This is a genomic window from Psychrobacter sp. K31L, assembly GCF_017942195.1.
Taxonomy (GTDB): Bacteria; Pseudomonadota; Gammaproteobacteria; order Pseudomonadales; family Moraxellaceae; genus Psychrobacter; species Psychrobacter glaciei.
In genome coordinates this window covers 208,431-225,324 of sequence record NZ_JAGKSC010000002.1, presented here as the reverse complement: position 1 = coordinate 225,324, position 16,894 = coordinate 208,431, and the positions used below count along the sequence as shown (strand labels likewise).

Here is a 16,894-nt window from a genome sequence, read left to right as displayed (position 1 = left end):
GTATTTTAATTCAGCTAAAGGTCAGGTTGTTATGGGAATATGGATTGTCATCGCCATTGTACTATTTGTACTAGGGAGTATGATGGCGCTCAAACCGAGCGGTATCGATCAGCGCTTGGATCATTTACGCATGACCGCCCGTCGCTTACAGTTGAACCCAAAACTGATCGCTTGTCCGGATTGGATCAGGGGCAAAGACAATGAATATGGTCGCGGGATGCTTGGTCAGTATGGCTTGGTGCTAGATAATGTCAAACTGCCGCTAACCCGTTATCAGGTCATAGATGGATGCTGGCGACCAGATAGCAATGCAAACATCAATGCAAACAGCAACGCAAATCCTGCAGACAAAAATGCGAGTGGCAGTAGTAATGGCAATACGCCACCTCAAACCAATTTTAGCTTGGATAAAGTGCCGCTAGCATTGCCATCCAGTATTGAGCCGTTTGTAAAAGCCTTGTTAATCAAGTCCAATAGCATTGTTATTTACTGGGAAGATATCGCCTATGTGCGCCCAGTGACAAACCCTAATTATCAGCAAAAAATGATTGAGGCAGACTTACTAGTACTGAAAGCACAGCTTGAAGCGTGGGCGTTACAGATGCAAAAAAATCGCAAGAACTAGTAAATCGTTTTTTAGTCTCCATTAATGAGCAATAGGCAAGCAGTTTTGCGATGCCCCAGTTATTTACAGTTGACAGCTCAGCGCCTAGCAGTGTAACGTCTTTGTATCTTTATTGCTGTTTTATGACTCGTATCGGCGTCGTTGCTTGCTTTATACCTTTTTATATCGGCAGCTATTATTACAATAAATCGTTGATCTATGATGATCAGCTTCCATAAATTGCCATGCTGCTGAATTTAACCTTACTTTTAAACTACTTATATTATGGTGTCGTCAAATATGGCAAAAACCACAACTAAAAAAAGTCCAGCTCCTGTCTCTGACAGCTCCAAAGGTAAGTCTTTGGTGATTGTCGAGTCACCAGCCAAGGCAAAAACGATCAATAAATACCTCGGCAATGACTTCGTTGTTCGCTCGAGTATCGGACACGTACGCGATTTACCCGTCGGTGCGAGTAAAAGCGCGAAGAAGCCAGCGACTAGCAAAAAAGATGACAGTCTGAGCAAAGAAGAAAAAGCGCAGCAAGCATTGGTACGTCGCATGGGTATCGACCCTGAACATGACTGGGCAGCAGTGTACGAAGTACTGCCAAACAAAACTAAAGTCATCAAAGAGCTCAAAGCCTTAGCCAAAGACGCTGATAAAATCTATCTGGCAACGGATATGGATAGAGAAGGGGAAGCCATCGCTTGGCACCTCAAAGAAGTCATTGGTGGCGCTGATAGCAAGTATGAGCGCGTGGTCTTTAACGAGATTACCAAAACCGCCATTCAAAATGCCTTTAAACAACCCTCAAAACTGGATATCGATCGCGTCAATGCCCAGCAAGCACGCCGCTTTTTGGATCGCGTCGTTGGTTTTATGATATCGCCATTATTGTGGCAAAAGGTTGCTCGTGGTCTGTCAGCAGGGCGTGTACAGTCGGTCGCCATGCGTTTGGTGGTCGAGCGTGAGCATGAAATTCGCGCCTTTATCCCAGAAGAGTACTGGCAGATTCATGCTGATACTCATGTCGCCAGCAGTAAAAAAGACGCTGAACAAATTGCCATTCGTCTAGAAGCAACCAAGCAAGGTGGCAAAACGCTAAAGCTCGTCAATAAAGAGCAGACGGATAAAGTCTTAGAAGTGCTTAACGCCAACGACTTTATCGTCAAAGAGCGTGAAGAAAAGCCAACACAATCACGTCCGAGTGCGCCATTTATTACCTCGACATTGCAACAAGCAGCCAGTACGCGATTGGGATTTTCGGTTAAGAAAACCATGATTTTGGCGCAGCGTTTATACGAAGCCGGTCATATTACCTATATGCGTACCGACTCGACCTTTTTATCTGGCGATGCACTGGCAGCGGTACGTGGCTATATCGAAGACAGCTATGGCGCGAAGTATGTACCAGAAAAGCCTAACTTCTATGGCAATAAGCAAGGCGCACAAGAGGCGCATGAGGCGATTCGTCCGTCTAATGTCAATATGAAATCCACACAGCTGAAAGGCGTTGAACGTGATGCGATACGTCTGTATGAGCTGATTTGGCGTCAGTTTGTCGCCTGCCAAATGCTACCAGCGAAATATCTATCAGTGAACTTGTTTGTTGGCGCTGATGATGTCGAGCTAAAAGCGCGTGGTCGTACGCTAGTATTTGACGGCTATACCAAAGTCATGCCGCCGGCAAAGACCGATGATACCTTGTTACCTGATGTCAAAAAAGGCGATAAGTTAACGCTAGACAAGCTTGATCCAAGCCAACACTTTACCAAGCCTGCACCGCGCTATACCGAGGCAAGCTTAGTCAAAGAGCTTGAGAAAAAAGGCATCGGTCGTCCATCGACTTATGCTTCTATTATCTCGACCATTCAAGATCGCGGTTATGTGAAGCTTGAGAACAAGCGTTTATTTGCGGAAAAAATGGGCGATATCGTCACTGACAGACTGACGGCAAGTTTTCCAGATTTGATGGATTATACCTTTACCGCCGCGCTTGAAGACAAGCTTGATCATGTGGCAGAAGGTGATACAGACTGGAAAGATGTCCTCGATAATTTTTACGGTGACTTCAAAACCACGCTCGATCGTGCTAAAGAAAAAGACGGCATGCGTCCAAATGATCCAACCGATGTACCAGACGTCCACTGCGATATTTGTGATCGTCCGATGCAGTTACGTACAGGTTCTACGGGTGTCTTCTTAGGTTGTACGGGTTATAATTTACCACCGAAAGAGCGCTGTAAAGGCACTAAAAACTTAATGCCAGTTGAAGCTTTTGCCAATCTTGATGATGCCGAAGGTGAAGAAGACGAAGCAGCTGAAGTCAAAGATTTGATGGAGAAAAAACGCTGTCCGAAATGTGGCACAGCGATGAACGGCTATATCGTGGATGGTGGTCTCAAGCTTCACATCTGCGGTAACAACCCTGATTGCGACGGTTATATTCTAGAAGAAGGTAAGTTCGAAGTACCGGGTTCGGATGCACCGACCATCGATTGTAATAAGTGTGATGGGCAAATGGAGCTGAAGACGGGACGTTTCGGTCCTTACTTTGCTTGTCAAAAATGTGACAACACTCGTAAAGTACTAAAAACAGGCGAAGCAGCACCACCGCGCATGGATCCTATTCACTTGCCAGAGCTAAAATCGGTCAAGCATGAGGATTACTTCATTTTGCGTGAAGGCGCAGCTGGGATGTTCTTGGCAGCATCTAAGTTCCCGAAAGTAAGGGAGACACGTGCACCCAAGCTCGCTGAGCTAAGAGAAATCAAAGACAAAATGGAAGACAAGTTCCAATATCTGTTTGCAGGTCCAGACGAAGATCCTGAAGGCAATGCAACGATCCTACGTTGGTCACGTAAGAAAAAAGAGCAGTATATCGGCTCTGAGAAAAATGGCAAAGCCACGCGTTGGGGTGTGTACTGGCGCAAAGGCGAGTGGGTAGAAGAGTAATCCTTTTTTACCTTTAGGCTTGTATCTCCATCTTGCCATCGTAATATTTTAAGTCATAAAAAAACCTCTTAGATTATCTAAGAGGTTTTTTTTATGCTGTCAATAAGCTCTAAATGTTATTAGTTCTTTTCGATGATACCACAAGCGATACGGTCGCCTGCATTACCTGCTGGCTGACTAGTATAGTCATCAGTACCACCATGAACGATAAAGGCTAGGCGATTAACGCTATATTTACCTGCTTCTGTTGCCGCGATTTTTTTGTTCACATAATTAATAGTAGCAACACCATTTTCATTTGCCGTTAGGTTTGGCAAATCACCTGCATGACCATTCATATCATCAGGATTAGAATGTGGCTTGTTGTCTGGATTAAAGTGACCACCTGCCGCTTTACCCATAACATCACAGCTACCAGTTTCATGAATATGTAGGGCAACAGTCTGACCCGGTGTCAGATTCATTAGCTTACCGTAGACCTGTACACCACCATCGACTGGGCGTAAGAAAACTTGTCCAACTTCCGTTTTATTCGCGTCTGTTGTTTTAAGCGCTGATTTCAACACAGGTTGATTCAGTGGATTGCCAGTCTTTAATTGACCTTCTGTACTTTGGCAACCAGTCATAGCTAGAGCAGAACCACATAATAGAGCGCTTGCAAGAATTACTTTTTTCATCGTCTTCTCCGTTTATTTAAATAGTCTTTCAAATGTTTATATTTATAATCGTTACTGGTTTTGTTACAACATTCGTTGATGTCGCAATCAGTATAGCCAAGGGCTTGTCATAGATATTCACTAAAAGCGCAACAATCGGTTAATAAATGTAAGTATCGTATGGGTTTGAAAATTGGTTACGGTGTTTTCTTTACTTCGCTTTGCCAAACTAAGGTTTCGCCAGAATCTAGCGTTTGGGTGAGTAAGTAGTTTGGCTCTGACTGCTCTGTAGTTGTCTTTGCCTTATTATCCGCGTGCGTTAAGATCAGTCGACTCTTACTATGGGTCATCATACGTCGAAGCCGTGATTCGACATCATCAAGAGCATCGCCACAGCTCATCATAGTAGAAGGAAAGCTGCCAGTGAGTAAACTTTGATTGATAGAGAGGGCGTAAGGTCCACTAATGCCGTTGCAGCCAACAGATACACCAAAGCTTTGACCGTATATACCTGATTGAAAGCCATTTTGTTTGTCACTCTCATCGCCACTATAGTTATTCAAACTATAGGAAAGCATAATAGGCTCTTTTATTTGCGTAAATTCACTCAAGACTGCGCCTGCTTTGTCCGTCACTTGTACCAGCTGCCAGCGATAGCGCTCTAATAACTCATTGGTGAGTGGTATGCCTGCTACGGGGTGTTCAGGTTTGGGCGTGCCCGAAAAGATAAGGGTTTTCCCCTTACTGGTCTTTAAAGCGAGCTGTTTTTCTACGGTTTTGTTAACCTGTAAGGACTGAATTATCGCGGGATTAAATATAAAATTTGTTCCTGCGTAGCGCCCAAAAGTCATATTTAGTAGATATGCTGTATCGCTAGGGATGATTGTGTTACCACGCCAGTCTTGGGTGGTTGCTTGATATATCGAAGTGCAGTCAGCAGCCGTGACTGGTGATTTAGCTGTATCTTGTACTGATGCATCTGTATAAGGATAAGGTAAGGGCAACCACATATCAAAAGTCACGAGATATCGGTAACAGCCGTCATCGAAGGTTAATAGGTCTGGGCGAACGTGCATAGTTAGGGGTGGCTGAAGAGTGAGACCTATGAGTTTATCATCACCATCACTGAGATGCGTTAATTGCCAGTCGTAGTTGGTGATCGTTTGAAACAGTCTGGGTTTTAGTGTGGTCGCTGACCAGTTTTTATCGTCGATAACGGTACTGGTTTGTGCTGAATGATTAAGGCTGTTGGTCTGGCAGCCTAGTAAGGCGAGGGGTAGTAATGTGTTTATTACAACTAGAGGCACCCTTAAGGGATTTAACATTGTACTTTCCTAATTAATAAACATTTGTATAAAATATAGCATAGGATTTTAGAGAGATTGTTGTTTATTATTGTCAAAAAAAAGCCGCCCATCATTACGATGAGCGGCTCTTTAATTTGTAAGACTGGATTAGTAATTGATCAGATTAGCTATGCAGTGCTTTGCTTGAGGTTTTATCAACCGTCACTTTAGCAGGTTTAAGCGGCACTGGCATACTCACCAACGCAACTTTTAATATCTCATCAATCGTGGCAACTGGTTGAATAGTCAGGCCTTCTTTGACGTTATCAGGGATATCAGCCAAATCACGCTCATTGGTCGCTGGAATCAACACATGCTTGATACCACCGCGATGTGCCGCAAGTAGTTTCTCTTTGAGACCACCGATACGTAGGATTTTTCCTCGTAAAGTGATTTCACCTGTCATCGCAATATCTGGACGAATGGCGATACCTGTCAATGCAGATACGAGTGCTGTAGTTAATGCACCACCAGCTGATGGGCCATCTTTTGGCGTAGCGCCTTCAGGCATATGCACGTGGACATCCGTGGTTTTGAACGTCTCGTAATCAATCCCTAAGCTGTCACCGCGAGCACGAACCACACTCATGGCGGCACGAATCGACTCTTTCATGACATCGCCAAGTGAACCCGTAAAGCTAAGCTCGCCTTTGCCTTTCATGGCGACTGCTTCGATAGTGAGCAACTCACCACCGACTTGCGTCCATGCTAGACCAGTGATACGACCAATCTCAGGCTCTTCTTCAGCCAGACCATAGTCATATTGATGGACACCAAGATAGTCATCGATGTTTTTGTCATCGACCACGATTAGCTCACGTTCTGCTTTTTTCGGAGCACGCGCGCCATGGCTTTCAACCGAACCGCGAACGACTTTGCGGCAGATTTTATTCACTTCACGCTCAAGGTTACGGACACCTGCTTCACGTGTGTAGCTACGAACGATACTGTGCAGCGCCGCTTCGACGATCTCAATCTCACCCTCTTTGAGACCGTTATTCTTGATTGCTTTTGGCACGAGGTACTTCTGTGCGATATTTACTTTTTCTTCTTCGGTATAACCCGGTAAGCGAATAACTTCCATCCGATCAAGGAGCGCAGCTGGAATATCCATGCTGTTAGCCGTACAGATAAACATCACTTGCGACAAATCTAAGTCCATATCTAAATAATGGTCGTTAAACGTATCGTTCTGTGAGGGATCTAACACTTCAAGCAATGCTGATGCTGGATCACCGCGGAAGTCTTGCGCCATCTTATCGATTTCATCCAATAAGAACAGCGGATTTTTGACTTCTACCTTGGCCAGTGATTGAACGATTTTACCCGGCATCGCACCGATATAGGTACGGCGATGACCACGAATCTCTGCTTCATCACGCACGCCGCCAAGTGCCATACGCACAAACTTACGACCAGTAGCACGCGCAATCGACTCACCTAGTGAGGTTTTACCGACACCTGGAGGACCAACGAGACATAGAATCGGACCACGAAGTTTTTTCACGCGTGATTGCACGGCGAGGTATTCTAAGATGCGGTCTTTTACATCTTGTAATCCGTAATGATCTTCGTCTAGTACCGTTTTAGCTTTGTCTAAATTGATCGAAACTTTGGTCGTCGCATTCCACGGCGTGTCCAAAATCCATTCAATATAGTTGCGTACGACTGACGATTCACTCGATGCAGGTGGCATCATTTTGAGCTTTTTAAACTCTTGCTCTGCTTTTTTGCGTACATCTTCTGGCAGGTCAGCATCTTCTAAGCGCTGCTCTAGCTCAGCCACATCATCTTCACCATCGAACGCGCCGTCATTCATATCTGACAGCTCGTTTTTGATGGCTTTCATTTTTTCATTTAAGAAGTATTCGCGCTGATTCTCTTCCATTTGCTGACGGACAGCTTCTTGGATATCTTGTTCGATATTTTGCTCAGCACTTTGTTTGACCAAGTATTCAGTCAAGGTATTGATATGCGTCTTGATATCGTCTTTTTCTAAGAACGACTGTTTGATATCCAGATCCATCGACACACGAGTTGAGATAAAGTACACCAACTCAAGTAAGTCGTCGATGCGTTTCGCCACACGAGTTAGCTCACGCGCATTACGCAGACGCGCATCAGCATAGCTTTCAAATAGCGTGGTCAACGCTTGAATCGTGTTCTTTTGCTGACTCTCATCCATACTGACATCGAGGTCAGCACGCTCAAATCTCGCCATCAATAGCGTGTCGTGATCTTCTATATTGTCAACGCGCGCACGATACTGACCTTCGATCAATACCTTGATACAGTTTTCATCGCTGTCATGTGGCATGGTGCTGACGATGCGGCACACTGTACCGTATTGATATAAGTTGTCTTGATCAATGTCTTCGGTCAGTGAGTCTTTTTGAGCGACTACCAGTACTTTATTGCCATACTCAGCCTGTGCTAGTTCCACGGCTTTGACCGATGGTGCACGGCCTACGAACAAGGCAATTTGCATATGTGGATAGACGACCACATCACGCAGTGCCAATAGCGGTAAGTAGGTGTCGTCTTCAACGCTGTCTTTAGCATCGTCGTCTTCACTGGTACTGTTTTCACTATCGTCATCTTTGACAGTGGTTTCAGTATTGTCAGACGCTGTCTCTAACTCGCTTTCTGACGCATGACTAGACAACGTGTCTGGCTGGTTATCATCAGCAACAGTAGATGAAACGTCGACATCTATGTCGATATTGTCTTGGGCTATTTTATGTTCACTCATATATTTTTCCTCGTTCACCAGACTTGTAAAGTCAAGTTCGTGGTTCATGTTTAGATAAATGGTGCTCCCAGATAAAATTGCAAGGCTTGTACTCAAACTCACTTGCTTAACTGTGCAAAATATTTATATCTAACTGAATACAGAGCCTCATATGGTTATAAGCTTAATGTGTCACTGGTGATAATCAGTATATCGGAAGTAACCATACAAGAATCATAGAAAGCAGTCATAACAGATGCTTATAGATCACTTATAAATAGCATCTATCAAATATATATTGGGGTCTTCGCATAGGTTTTATAGGCAAAATAAGGTAAACTGTCGCGCGTCTTAAACGGTGTGTTTTAGAGTAGAACGCTTTAGAGACACATTCGAGAAAAAGCGTTTTTAAGACGATGGCGATATCCATACATTATGAGATATCAATAAGTTTAAATTGAACCAAAGCAAATAGAATACGAGGCAACACATGGCAATCAATGCGGTACTGCTGGCAGTCATCATCATGTTGGGGCTGTCACTTGCGCGAGTGCACGTGGTGCTCAGTTTATTAATTGGTGCGCTGGCTGGTGGATTAATAGCGGGTCTTGGTATTACTGATACGCTCAATGCGTTTCAAGAAGGTATTCGTAATGGGGCGCAGATTGCACTTTCATATGCGTTACTTGGGGCGTTTGCGGTTGCCATTGCTCATTCGGGTTTGCCGCAATCACTGGCAGGATCGGTCATCAAGCGCATTGATGCAGGTGGCACCAGTGGCATGATTAAGTACATGCTGTTTGCAGGCTTGATTACTATGAGCTGCTTTAGCCAAAACTTAATCCCTATTCATATTGCCTTTATTCCGCTACTTGTACCGCCATTATTGTTAGCATTTAATCGAATGCATATTGATAGACGTCTGATCGCTTGTCTGTTGACCTTTGGTTTGGTCACCACCTATATGTTTATCCCATATGGCTTTGGTGATATCTACCTCAATCAAATCATGCTAAAAAACGTCGGTGAGGCGGGCATTGATATCGCTAATATCTCTGTGGTCAAGGCCATGGCGATTCCCGCACTGGGGATGCTAATTGGTTTGCTGGTTGCCGTATTTATCAGCTACCGTAAGCCACGCGCATATCAGCAGATTGCGATAGATCAGCAAGCGCATGATGCCGTCGTAGAAGGCGATGCATTGAGTAAAACTGCGGCTGGCGCACAGTCGCAAAGCAAGCTAAAAACGCTGGTTGCGCTAGCTGCCATCGTGACTGCTTTTGTCGTACAACTTTATACCGATTCGCTATTGCTGGGTTCGATGTTTGGCTTTGGTGTGTTTATGGCCACGGGCGTGGTTAAGTGGCGTGATGCTGATGGCGTTTTTAATGACGGTATCAAATTGATGGCGATGATTGGCTTTATTATGATTACCGCGCAGGGTTTTGCAGAAGTCATGAAAGCGACGGGTGAGATTGCGCCACTGATTGATGGGGCAACCAACTTGTTTGCTGGTAATAAAGCCATTGCCGCTTTTGTCATGCTTGGCATTGGTTTGGTCGTAACGATGGGTATCGGCTCGTCGTTCTCAACCATTCCGATTATCGCTGCGATTTATGTGCCGCTCTGTATCTCTTTAGGTTTTTCGCCTTTGGCAACTGTTGCTATTATCGGTACGGCTGGCGCGCTGGGTGATGCGGGTTCGCCTGCGTCAGACTCAACATTGGGGCCAACGTCTGGTCTAAACATTGATGGACAGCATGACCATATCAAAGACAGTGTAATCCCTACTTTTATTCACTATAATATTCCGCTACTGGCCTTTGGTTGGATTGCGGCGATGGTGCTGTAAACGTACAGAGTACGGCCTTTAAATAACAGCAGATAAAATAAAACAAGACTTAGAAATAAGTCTTGTTTTATTTTAATAAGAGATACAGAGGGTAAGCGTTACTATGAAAGCACAGGCGACTCTTTATAAACTAAACCATTCTTCATTTCTGTTATGGTTTTAAGTAGAAAGTAGCAGAAAGCTAGCTGAAAAACTGGATCATAGACATGATCTAGCGCTAAATTACCATGCCTATAGTCTAGGAATGACAGACCAAACAAAAACATAAGTATCCCTGAGAAAACGTAAGATATGAGAATAAGAATACGTGAGAATGGTTTGTCGTTGCGCTGTTTTGTCCGTTGTATTTCCACATAAGCTATGAGTGCGAAAGTATAGAATCCCGCTAGAGTGAAGCCAAAGCTTTTAAGTTCGGCAAGCTCAAAACCACTATAGTCATATATATAAGCAACAGGCGTTAGCAGAAACATTATTACCCAAAGGTAAAAAATAACCTTGAGGGAAACTGGTGATATAAATTCTTTTTTTGTTTTGCTCTTCATGACGGACGATGCCTGCTTGGTAATGATAATTATTTCCAATAATTATAGTTTATAAGTAATTTATAAACAATAGTTTGATATAAAAATAAATATTTATCCGTTAAAGCATTTTATTATTGATATTTGGTTGGATTGTGATGTTGTAGGGTAACTTGTATTTTTAATAGGTATTAAAATCTCTATATTTATTGCTACGTTCTACGGAATACACAACGTGAAAAGAATGAGCAAGCCTGACAAAAGCAAATAACTAAAAACAGTAAAAATGATAAGAAAGTCCAAAAAATCATACAGCCTAGTGACGGCGGCGTATGCATTGCCACCATACCGAAGCAAAGTAAAAATAACGTGGTAATAATCAGCATGGTAAAAAACTTCCACTGGCTACGCATGTATACATCGATAGTAACGAGAAAGCTTAAATGAAAAAGCATCGCAACCACCAACATGACGATGAGCTCTATATCATATGAATGCGGCTCGGGAGCATCAAGCATCTCTAGCGCATAAGGATTTGGCTCAAAACCTGAAGTAATAATAAGACCGACAAACAGAGCCCATACACTAGCGAAAACTATTCGTAGTGGTTTTGAGCGGAAGTAGCTAGCGACTGTCTTTATGGTGATTTTTTTTGTGCTCATGTGTCATACCTGATCATCAAAATCTCTAATCTCACCATTCAAACTACTCAAAAACTCATCACTTTGCGCCAGTAATTCATTTAAGCGTCTCTCGTTAATTACCGCTGATAACTCATCAGTACTAAAAGCCTGTTCTTGACTGTAGTAACGTAGCTCTCTAGCGTCCTCATTGCCTAATGTCTGCAAATACTCATCCACATTATCAGCGCTAGAATTTTTTTCAGACTTTTTATCGTCATTTTTCATCAAAACCACCTTATGCCGCTTGGCGTGATTAGGCCATCTAATGGCACATCCCACGGCTGACGCGCTAATTGTTCAACCACCTGAAAGTCATAACACCAGCCAATTTTTAATGGCCTTGACGCGCCAGAGCGATAGCCTTTGCCTAATGTCGTATCATAAAAGCCGCCACCCATGCCCATACGATTGCCATCTTTATCAACCGCCACCAGCGGACAGATAATAACGTCCAATTCTCGCGCCCAAAGTAGACGGCGATGGTGATTTTGCTTCATACCTAACCGATGTATACGTGTCGGTATGTTGAGTAGCTTTGAGTGATAAGCAGGTACGAAGCGTAGATGTTTATCATCGTTGCCATTGCTATCACGGCCGAGCGAGCCGACGACTGGTAAATAAGGGGAATAGCCTAAGCGTTGACACCAGTCTAATATTGGCTGAGTATGTAGCTCGCCAAAGCCATCATAATATAAGCCAATACGCGCATTTTTTGGTAATCGCTGCTGTAGTTTAGTCAAATGCAAGCTCGCTGCTTGTCCCATATTCCTACGTGTACTGTCAGTTAATTGGCGACGCTGGCGAGTAAAGTGTCGTCTGGGCGGGTTGCTAACGGCTGATTCCTCTGACGCTGCGTTTTTTGGTTCAGGATGCATATCTATACTATCCGCTAGTTTGTGAGTTTGATGATGACAGCTGCTTTTAGACGTTAGCAATGGCTATTTGTCAATATTCAACACGCCTTAGTCATGCTATCATAACGCCACTTTACATCGTATTCTCCTTTATGTGCAGCAGCTGTTGCACTTTTTATCGTTCAGTTATTTAACAACAAACCAGTAAAGAGGGTAGTTATGTCGACACAGAATCAGGCAACTCGTACCGAAAAAGACACCATGGGCAATGTAGAAGTCCCAGCTGACGCTTATTGGGGTGCACAAACCCAGCGTAGCCGCGAAAACTTCAAAATCGGTGGCGAGACTTTGCCACGTCCGATGATTGAAGCAATGGCATTGGTTAAAAAAGCCGCTGCGATTACCAACGCTAGCCTTGAGCGTATCGAAGGCGACAAGCGTGATCTCATCGTGCAAGCTGCTGACGAAATCATCAATGGTGGTCTAACGGATCAGTTCCCATTGGTTGTATGGCAGACGGGTTCTGGTACGCAGTCAAACATGAACATGAACGAAGTATTGGCCAACCGTGCCAACGAAATCGCTGGTTCTGAGCGCGGCAGCTACACACCCATTCACCCAAATGACCATGTAAACCATGCACAGTCTACCAACGATAGCTTCCCAACAGCAATTCGTGTGGCTGCTGCTCGTCAAATCAATAGCTTATTGATTCCAGCGGTAAAAGCACTACGCGACACATTAGCGGCTAAAGCCAAAGAATTCGATAGCATCGTAAAAATCGGTCGTACGCATTTACAAGACGCTACGCCTTTGACGTTGGGTCAAGAGTTCAGCGGCTACGTGAGCCAACTTGATCACTCATTGGTACGTATTGATAATGCCTTGCAAGGTCTATATGAATTGCCACTAGGTGGTACGGCAGTTGGTACTGGTCTAAACGCCCATCCTGATTATGCAGTAACAGCGGCTGAGCAATTAGCTACATTGACTGGCTTGCCATTCGTTACGTCACCAAACAAATTCGAAGCACTAGCCGCTCGTGATGCAGAAGTATTTGCCTCAGGCGCACTAAAAACGCTAGCAGCTAGCTTGAACAAAATCGCTAACGACGTACGTTGGTTGGCATCTGGCCCTCGTTGTGGTCTAGGCGAATTGACGATTCCTGAAAATGAGCCAGGCTCATCTATCATGCCGGGTAAAGTTAACCCAACTCAGTCAGAAGCATTGACGATGGTTGTCGCTCAAGTCATGGGTAACGATGTGACGATCAGCATGGCTGGCGCATCAGGTAACTTTGAGCTAAACGTTTACAAGCCAGTTATCGCGTTTAACTTATTGCAATCTATCAAGCTATTGGGTGATGGCTGCAACAGCTTCAATGAAAACTGTGCCGTTGGTATTGAGCCAGTAAAAGACAAAATCGATGATTTCTTGCACAACTCATTAATGCTAGTGACTGCATTGAACCGTCATGTTGGTTATGAGAATGCTGCGAAAATCGCTAAGACTGCTTATAAAGAAAACAAAACCTTGAAGCAAGTTGCGGTTGAGCTAGAGCTATTAACTGAAGCACAGTTTGATGAGTGGGTTATTCCTGCTGATATGGTGAACCCTAAGTAAGTTATTTAATACTGTCTTGGAACAAAAAAGACCTTGCTGTGTGGCAAGGTCTTTTATATTTTCGGAGCTTATGTTGATTTTAGCTCCTCTCTTGCTCAGTCAATCGAAGATAGAGTGGGAATATCTTTAAATCTTAATGATGACTACCAAATTTGCCAATATAGAAATCTATTAAACCTATTAACAGGTATACTTCAAGAAAAGAGTTATTCAGTCTGATAAAGCATGCTGTATTTTTTTGTATTATATAACTGTAAGGAAATGTTTTTTGGAAATGCTATTTGGTGATTGGAAAAATAGAGAGTCGCACAAGGGTAAACTGTTCATAACAGATGGAGTAATTGACAAGGAGCTTTGGGATAAGTCTAAAAATAAAGTATTATTTTTGCTTAAAGAAGCTTATGACTCAAAAAGAGTTGAAGGATCATGGGATTTGCCAACATTGATACGTCGTGAGAAGGTTTCTGGCAGAACTTTCAAACCTATGGCGCAATGGGTATATGGTATTCATGGTCTTATGGAAAATAAAGAAATTATACCCTTTCAAGAAGATGGAGCCGATGTAAAGCTTGCTTTATTATCCTCATCTATTATCAATCTCAAAAAAAGTAGTGGTGCAAAAAAATCTAGTAGTAAAAACTTAGCAAGATATGTGGAAGAAGATTGGGATCTAATTTCTGAACAAATTGCAATAATTCAACCGAAAATAGTAATTTGTGGAAACACTTGGTCTCTAATAAGGACAAAAATTTCACACCATAAAATTTCTGATAGAGCTTACTTATCAGAAGGTGTTCTTTATATTGACTATTGGCATCCTGCAAACAGAGCTTCCAATAAAATGAATTACTATGCTTTGTGCGCTTTGGTTCAATTAGCCATTAATAAACTTGAAAATAATTCAATTAAGATCGCTACAGAGTTATAAGATAGGGCAGGTGATAACCTATCTCACCCGTTGAATAAACTGATTAGCCAAAAAAAGACCTTATCACATTGCGCGATAAGGTCTTTTTTATACCAAAAATCTAAACTCAACTAGAACTTATATAACAAACCAAGCGTCGTCGCGGCTTCAGTACGTGAGTCTACCATTGGGCTGTCGTATTGCTCAGTCGGCAGATAACTTAGGCTTTGACTGGCGAATCCTGCCCAACGCTCATTGAAATCGTAGTTGGCACTAATATTGATATAAGGATTTAAGCTCGAATTAGATTTATAAGCAGCAACGCCCGTTTCTGCTGATTCTTCTTCACTGACGCCATAATAGTATTCATTATAGTCAGCATCATAATACTCAAAGCCAATGCTTGGATAGACCGTTAGCTTGTCTTTGGTGATTCTGGCAAGGTAGGTCAAGCGCGCCGTGTTACCACCACTACGATCTAACACGTCAGCTCCTATTTGAGCACGGAAGCCGCCGACAGGTGTACGGCGCTGATAGCTAAGTCCTGCTTCTGCTGACGACTTACGTTCATCAAGACCTTGAAGCGCGCCATTGGCATCATCAGGATCAAACTCGCTGCCCGCGAGCTTGGCATAAGCAGACAACTGATTCACACCATCATTGATTAGGTATGCACCCGCTTGAGCACCGCGCACATAAAACTTATTATTGTCATAAAATGCACCCGGCAGCACCCGCACTTCGGTGCTGTCTTCTAGATCATAGGCTGACTTGACCGCCATGACGTTAACGCCAACGCTTAGCTCAGCATCTGGATCAGCAGGTAAGTTTTTATTGAAAAAGGCGGCATTTGACATGCTGGCAACACTGAATAGGGCAGTAGCTATTAAGGTGTTGAGCAAGGTGCGCGTAGAGATAGTGGGTAGCACTGAAGATTTAAACATAATCAAGTCTCGTAAGTAGGTAAAAATAGCCGGATAACAATAGAGGAATAAGGAAAGCCAAAATCAGATGTCTGTTTTTGTGAGCCGTTTAATGATCATAGATAAGTGTCAGCATTTACTCAACAGCTTTTAGCACTTGCACTATCTGCTGATGAATATCTTGCCACCACCAGACAAAGCCAATGCTTATGAGCAACATCACCAGCCATGGCAATAGTTGCCAAATGAAGGCGGGTTTGACCGCTGTTTTTTGCTCAATTGTTTCTTGGTCGATAATGTGGACACGATTAGCGTTCGTATTTATAGCTAAGTTTACACCAGTGTCGTCATCAAAATGAGCATTATTATCCAAATCAACGTTGCTTATCGTTGACTGATCGATATAGCTGGTTTGGTAATTGTTTTGAGTGGTGGTTTGGGTATTAGCTTGATAATGGCTCTGGTTGATAGCGACTGTCTGCATGATGGCTGCCATGCGCTGACGATGGACGATTCCGATTGCCAGTGCAATGATCAATCCAGTAACTGCACCGCCAATATGACCAGCATTGTCAATGCCCGGCACAGCAAAGCCATAGACGAGGTTGATGCCCATAATAAGTATCAAGCTCTTTAAATTGAGCACTAAGCCATTGACCGATATTTTAAATACAGCAGCTATTAATAATGCCGCACCGATACCCATGATACCGCCAGAGGCACCAGCCGATATTCCTGGCTGTCCGGTTCCTTCCAAAATGCCTTGCCACGTCACATAGCTGTTCAGTAAATTGCCACCGATGGCTGCCAATAAAAACAACGCCAAAAACTTAGCAGAGCCAAACATCGGCTCGGCAACTTGTCCAAAGAAATACATGGCAAAGCCATTAAACAATAAATGCATGAGGCCAATGTGCAAAAACGCACTGCTCACCAACCGCCATGGATCGTCGCCCATGGTAAAAGGTAAGGCATTAGCACCCCATTTAAGCAATGCCTCAGTCGATGGATTATTGGCATCGACGCCTGTCAGCACCTGCATGATGAATAGTCCAATAAAGCTGACTAAGAGCAGGGTAGTCACGGGTGCTGTTTTTAAAAGCTGTTGAATGGTCATAAAAGCTAACTATCAATTCAAAAGGTGGCGTAGAGTATAAAGGGTATGATCGGATCATGTCAGTCAATGGCATGTTATTAGCGATATCAAAAACCCATATGACGTTTTATAAGTAAATG

14 protein-coding genes are annotated in these 16,894 nt (G+C 43.5%); 5 read left to right on the top strand and 9 right to left on the bottom strand.

Annotation, left to right across the window (positions count from 1 at the left end; genetic code table 11):
• The first annotated feature begins 31 nt into the window (after nucleotides 1–31).
• Nucleotides 32–625, top strand: coding sequence for a hypothetical protein (locus tag J5X94_RS04075; protein ID WP_210540265.1), 594 nt, complete (start codon nucleotides 32–34; stop codon nucleotides 623–625).
• Nucleotides 626–904: 279 nt separating this feature from the next.
• Nucleotides 905–3,562, top strand: coding sequence for a type I DNA topoisomerase (topA, locus tag J5X94_RS04070; protein WP_210540264.1), 2,658 nt, complete (start codon nucleotides 905–907; stop codon nucleotides 3,560–3,562).
• 119 nt (nucleotides 3,563–3,681) lie between these two features.
• Here topA and J5X94_RS04065 read toward each other — a convergent pair whose 3' ends face one another.
• The 3 genes from J5X94_RS04065 to lon all read right to left on the bottom strand — a co-directional run bounded on the left by J5X94_RS04065 (nucleotide 3,682) and on the right by lon (nucleotide 8,316).
• Nucleotides 3,682–4,239 (bottom strand): superoxide dismutase family protein, encoded by a 558-nt coding sequence (locus J5X94_RS04065; RefSeq protein WP_210540262.1) that lies wholly within the window; start codon nucleotides 4,237–4,239, stop codon nucleotides 3,682–3,684.
• A 176-nt stretch (nucleotides 4,240–4,415) separates the two neighbouring features.
• Complete coding sequence (locus J5X94_RS04060) at nucleotides 4,416–5,543, bottom strand: META domain-containing protein (RefSeq protein ID WP_210540260.1); 1,128 nt, start codon at nucleotides 5,541–5,543, stop codon at nucleotides 4,416–4,418.
• Between the two features lie 145 nt (nucleotides 5,544–5,688).
• Nucleotides 5,689–8,316: an endopeptidase La gene (gene lon / locus J5X94_RS04055; protein WP_210540258.1), complete on the bottom strand. Its 2,628-nt coding sequence runs from the start codon at nucleotides 8,314–8,316 to the stop codon at nucleotides 5,689–5,691.
• A gap of 469 nt (nucleotides 8,317–8,785) precedes the next feature.
• Here lon and J5X94_RS04050 point away from each other — a divergent pair, with 469 nt between their 5' ends.
• Complete coding sequence (locus J5X94_RS04050; RefSeq protein ID WP_210540256.1) at nucleotides 8,786–10,147, top strand: Na+/H+ antiporter family protein; 1,362 nt, start codon at nucleotides 8,786–8,788, stop codon at nucleotides 10,145–10,147.
• A gap of 101 nt (nucleotides 10,148–10,248) precedes the next feature.
• Here J5X94_RS04050 and J5X94_RS04045 read toward each other — a convergent pair whose 3' ends face one another.
• The 4 genes from J5X94_RS04045 to J5X94_RS04030 all read right to left on the bottom strand — a co-directional run bounded on the left by J5X94_RS04045 (nucleotide 10,249) and on the right by J5X94_RS04030 (nucleotide 12,226).
• Entirely contained in the window at nucleotides 10,249–10,689 is a 441-nt protein-coding gene (locus tag J5X94_RS04045) for a hypothetical protein (RefSeq protein WP_210540254.1), read from the bottom strand.
• A gap of 191 nt (nucleotides 10,690–10,880) precedes the next feature.
• Nucleotides 10,881–11,330: a hypothetical protein gene (locus tag J5X94_RS04040; RefSeq protein ID WP_210540252.1), complete on the bottom strand. Its 450-nt coding sequence runs from the start codon at nucleotides 11,328–11,330 to the stop codon at nucleotides 10,881–10,883.
• Between the two features lie 3 nt (nucleotides 11,331–11,333).
• A complete protein-coding gene (locus J5X94_RS04035) occupies nucleotides 11,334–11,576 on the bottom strand; it encodes a hypothetical protein (protein ID WP_210540250.1) in 243 nt (80 codons plus the stop codon).
• The gene (locus tag J5X94_RS04030) at nucleotides 11,576–12,226 is read right to left on the bottom strand and encodes a 5-formyltetrahydrofolate cyclo-ligase (RefSeq protein WP_210540248.1); all 651 of its coding nucleotides are present in this window, start codon (nucleotides 12,224–12,226) and stop codon (nucleotides 11,576–11,578) included. Before J5X94_RS04030 ends, J5X94_RS04035 begins: the two co-directional genes overlap by 1 nt.
• A 198-nt stretch (nucleotides 12,227–12,424) precedes the next feature.
• Here J5X94_RS04030 and fumC point away from each other — a divergent pair, with 198 nt between their 5' ends.
• Nucleotides 12,425–13,828: a class II fumarate hydratase gene (fumC, locus tag J5X94_RS04025; protein WP_189580056.1), complete on the top strand. Its 1,404-nt coding sequence runs from the start codon at nucleotides 12,425–12,427 to the stop codon at nucleotides 13,826–13,828.
• Nucleotides 13,829–14,096: 268 nt separating this feature from the next.
• Nucleotides 14,097–14,756: a hypothetical protein gene (locus tag J5X94_RS04020; protein ID WP_189580059.1), complete on the top strand. Its 660-nt coding sequence runs from the start codon at nucleotides 14,097–14,099 to the stop codon at nucleotides 14,754–14,756.
• Between the two features lie 110 nt (nucleotides 14,757–14,866).
• On the opposite strand, the gene J5X94_RS04015 is transcribed toward J5X94_RS04020, so the two are convergent.
• Together J5X94_RS04015 and J5X94_RS04010 are read right to left on the bottom strand one after the other, a co-directional pair.
• A complete protein-coding gene (locus J5X94_RS04015; protein WP_210540246.1) occupies nucleotides 14,867–15,679 on the bottom strand; it encodes a MipA/OmpV family protein in 813 nt (270 codons plus the stop codon).
• Nucleotides 15,680–15,794: 115 nt separating this feature from the next.
• Complete coding sequence (locus J5X94_RS04010) at nucleotides 15,795–16,775, bottom strand: rhomboid family intramembrane serine protease (protein WP_210540243.1); 981 nt, start codon at nucleotides 16,773–16,775, stop codon at nucleotides 15,795–15,797.
• Nucleotides 16,776–16,894: the final 119 nt, after the last annotated feature.